We start from the raw sequence: 3,862 nt of genomic DNA, 5'->3' as shown, positions 1-3,862 counted from the left end.
CGGCCAACCTGCTGGTGCGCCGGCTGTTCAAAGATGTGGAAATCAACCCGCAGATGCAGGCCATCGGCAAAGATCCGAAAACCGAATTGCAGGAGTGGTTGCAGGGGCGCAAAATGAACCTGCCGATTTACCGCGTGGTGGGTACCATGGGTGCGGCCCACAAGCAGACCTTCGATGTGGAATGCGAGATCACCGAGTATGGCCGGGCCGAGCGCGGGATCGGCGGCTCCCGCCGGGCCGGCGAACAAGCCGCCGCCGCCGCCATGCTGATGTTTGTCAAGACACTGGATTCCTGACTCCGAGCCGGCAGCCGCCCGAAGGCCGCAGGCCAACACACCAAGATTATGAGTACAGGTAAAAAAGAACCGAAAAAACCGGTAGCTGCTGCGGCGACTCCCTCTGCAGTCGCGCCGAAAAAGCGTCAAGCCAAAGCCCCGCAAACCGTGCAGCCGCCCGATGCGCTGGAAGCCATGCTGGCGCAGGCCCTGTCTTCGCGCGGCGCGGCCGTGCCGGCCACTGCTGACACGCCGCCTGCCGGCGAGCAGCGCTGTGGCCTGATCGCCATCGTCGGCAAGCCCAATGTGGGTAAATCCACTTTGCTCAATGCGCTTGTGGGGCAAAAGATCAGCATCACCTCGCGCAAGGCCCAGACCACGCGCCACCGCATCACTGGCATGCGCACGGTCAAGGCAACGCAGTATGTCTTCGTGGACACGCCGGGCTTCCAGACCCGGCACGGCAACGCGCTGAACCGCTCGCTGAACCGCACCGTGGTCGGCGCCGTCAATGATGTGGACCTGATTGTCTTTGTGGTGGAAGCCGGTCAATTCAACCAGGCCGACGCCAAGGTTCTGGCTCTGCTGCCTGAAAAGACACCCGCGATTTTGCTGGCTAACAAGTTTGATTTGATTCACCGCCGCGCCGAGATCGCGCCCTGGCTCAAGGAAATGCAGGAGCGGCACAATTTCGCCGAGTTCGTGCCCATGTCGGCCAACAACGCCAAGGACATCGAGCGCCTGTTCGGCATTTGCGAAAAATACTTGCCGGTGCAGCCCTGGATGTACGGTGCCGACGAACTGACCGACCGTAGCGACCGCTTCATGGCCGCCGAAATCATCCGCGAAAAGCTGTTCCGCCTGACGGGCGACGAGCTTCCCTATACCTCCACCGTCATCATTGACCAGTACGAAGAGGAGGGCAATTTGCGAAAAATTGCCGCCACTATCGTGGTCGAGCGCGACGGCCACAAGGGCATGATCATTGGCGAGAAGGGCGAAAAGCTCAAACGCATCGGCACTGAAGCCCGGCATGAGCTCGAAACCCTCACTGGCGGCAAGGTGTTCCTGGAGATCTGGGTCAAGGTCCGTTCGGGCTGGGCGGACGACGAGGCAAGGGTCAAGACCTTCGGGTATGAATGAGGCCCCCACGGTCGCTCACTTCGTGTAGTTCCCTGCCCCCCGAGGGGGCCGCCCGCCTGCGGCCTGGCAAAGCCAGTTCCGCGGCTCATGCTGGCCTGCCTTCTTTAAACCGTTTGAATCCCTGAACATGGCGACCAAGCGCATAGGTGACGAGCCCGCCTACGTCCTGCATCGCTACGACTGGAGCGAGTCCAGCCTGATCCTGGAGGTGTTCACCCGCAAGTATGGGCGGGTGGCGTTGGTGGCGCGGGGAGCCAAAAAGCCCAGTTCCAGTTTCCGGCCGATCTTGCTGCCTTTGCAGCCGCTGCACATTGCCTTTGGTGGCGATGCCGAAATCCGTACCCTGAAAAGCGCTGAGTGGCAGGGAGGTCACGTTATGCCTACGGGGGATGCCTTGCTGTCGGGTTATTACCTCAACGAGCTGCTCATGCGCCTGATGGCGCGTGACGACCCGCATCCCGTGCTGTTTGACGCCTACGCCGCCACGGTGCAATTGATCGCCGCACAAAGTGCCGAAACCCTGCAGCTGGCGCTGCGCGCGTTTGAGCTGCGGCTGCTGCGCGACATCGGCCTTTTACCCCTGCTGGACGCCGAAACCGCCACGCTGGCGCCGCTCGATCCGGACACCCGCTATGTGCTGGTGCCAGAGGCGGGGCTCCGGCAAGCGCACGACGACGATCGCGTCAGCCTGCCCGGCGGGCAATGGCAGGCGCTGCAACAGGCGCTGGGTGACGAGGCGCTGTTCTCTGACACGGTACGGGCCTGTATCCCCGGTTTCAATGAGCTTAAAACCCAGTTGCGCGGGCTGCTGCACTACCATTGCGGCGTCAAGGTCCTGAAAACCCGGCAGATGATGATGGACCTGCAAGCTTTCTAACGAGCAACCGCCATGAAACTCCTTTCGCCCGTTCCCCTCGTGTCCCATGTGTATGACAAGACCGCACTGTCGGTCAACGTCAACAAGGTCGCCTTGCTGCGCAACTCCCGGCACCTGGACATTCCCAGCGTGCGGCGCGCCGCCGAGCTGTGCCTGGAGGCCGGCGCCCAAGGCATCACGGTGCACCCGCGGCCCGACGAGCGGCATATCCGCCGTGACGACGTCTTTGAACTCGCCGCGCTGATGAAGGACTGGCCAGACCGCGAATTCAACATCGAAGGCAACCCGCTCCAGAACCTGATGGGCTTTGTGCACGATCTGGCCGCCAGGGGCCTGCCGCTGCACCAGTGCACTTTTGTGCCCGACAGCGAGGACCAGTTCACCAGCGACCATGGCTGGAATTTCCCCGAAGACGCGGAGCGCCTGCAGCCCCTGATAGAACAGGTCCATGACCGCCGTGTGCGGGTCAGCCTTTTCATGGACCCGGTTCCMGAAGCCATGGCAGCAGCCAAGGCCGTGGGCGCCGACCGGGTGGAGTTTTATACCGAGACCTACGCGCGCGCTTGGCCCACCCCTGAAAAGGCCGAAGTCCTGGCGCGCTTTACCCGTGCGGGCCAGGCCGCCGCGGCAGCCGGCCTRGGCATCAACGCCGGCCACGACCTGAACTGCGACAACCTCACGGAGTTTGTGCGCGAAGTCCCCGGCGTGCTGGAGGTGTCGATAGGCCACGCTTTTGTTGCCGACGCGCTCGAGTTGGGTTACGCCGCGACCACCAGGCGTTACCTGCTTAGCATCACCCAGGCATTCGCCCCCGCATGAGTGGAGCCCCCACGGTCGCCCACTGCGTGTGGCTTCCTGCCCCCCGAGGGGGCCGCCCGCCTGCGGCCCGGCGAAGCCGGTTCCGCGGCTCATGCTGGCTTTTTGCGTGTCACTTTGCGGCGATTGGGTGCTAGATGATTTACGGTATTGGAACTGACATCTGCGACGTGCGCCGCATCCGCGCCAGCCTTGAGAGGCATGGCGAACGGTTTGCCCGCAGGATCCTGAGCGACGGTGAACTTGCCACCTGGAAACACCGCAGCGCGCGCTGGCCCGACCGCGGCGTCAGCTACCTTGCCACCCGGTTTTCAGCCAAAGAGGCTTTCAGCAAGGCGATCGGCACCGGCATGCGCATGCCCATGACCTGGCGCAGCTGCGAAATCGCCAAGGCGCCCAGCGGTAAACCCGAGATCGTGCTGCACGGCACGCTCAAGGCCTGGTTTGAAGCCCGCCAGCTCACTGCCCATGTGTCCGTCACCGACGAAACCGATTACGCCGCCAGTTTTGTGGTTGTAGAGAAAAATGGCCCCTAGCGCCCGTCAATATTGCGCTGGCAGCTATCAATTTAATAGTATTTAATTCCTGATTTCAATCCCATGACCCAGCACGCTCCCCTCATCATCGACATCGCCGGCCTCACGCTGACCAAGGCTGACCGCCGGCGCCTCAAGCACCCCTTGACCGGCGGGATCATCCTGTTTGGCCGCAACTGGCAAGACCGCCGGCAACTGAGCGCGCTCTGTGCTGA

5 protein-coding genes and 1 pseudogene are annotated in these 3,862 nt (G+C 62.7%); all 6 read left to right on the top strand.

Features of this window, described 5'->3' with window-relative positions; translation table 11 throughout:
- Positions 1-296 (top strand): putative dsRNA-binding protein (locus tag AC1DWI_RS16120; protein ID WP_477725206.1); only part of this gene is annotated, 296 nt, incomplete at its 5' end.
- Positions 297-470: 174 nt separating this feature from the next.
- A complete protein-coding gene (gene era, locus AC1DWI_RS16115; RefSeq protein ID WP_477671614.1) occupies positions 471-1,418 on the top strand; it encodes a GTPase Era in 948 nt (315 codons plus the stop codon).
- A gap of 127 nt (positions 1,419-1,545) precedes the next feature.
- Positions 1,546-2,295 carry a DNA repair protein RecO gene (recO, locus tag AC1DWI_RS16110; protein ID WP_457279374.1) on the top strand — a complete coding sequence of 250 codons (750 nt, stop codon included), beginning with the start codon at positions 1,546-1,548 and terminating at the stop codon, positions 2,293-2,295.
- A 12-nt stretch (positions 2,296-2,307) separates the two neighbouring features.
- A complete protein-coding gene (locus AC1DWI_RS16105) occupies positions 2,308-3,114 on the top strand; it encodes a pyridoxine 5'-phosphate synthase (protein ID WP_477671324.1) in 807 nt (268 codons plus the stop codon).
- 134 nt (positions 3,115-3,248) lie between these two features.
- Positions 3,249-3,647, top strand: a complete 399-nt coding sequence (gene acpS / locus AC1DWI_RS16100) for a holo-ACP synthase (RefSeq protein ID WP_477671325.1) — start codon at positions 3,249-3,251, stop codon at positions 3,645-3,647.
- 63 nt (positions 3,648-3,710) lie between these two features.
- Positions 3,711-3,862 (top strand): annotated as a pseudogene (locus tag AC1DWI_RS16095) (beta-N-acetylhexosaminidase); the annotation flags it as partial.

The organism is Polaromonas sp. P3_C2, assembly GCF_056402675.1.
The sequence above is the reverse complement of the archived record's forward strand: the minus strand, read 5'-3'. Positions and strand labels throughout refer to the sequence as shown.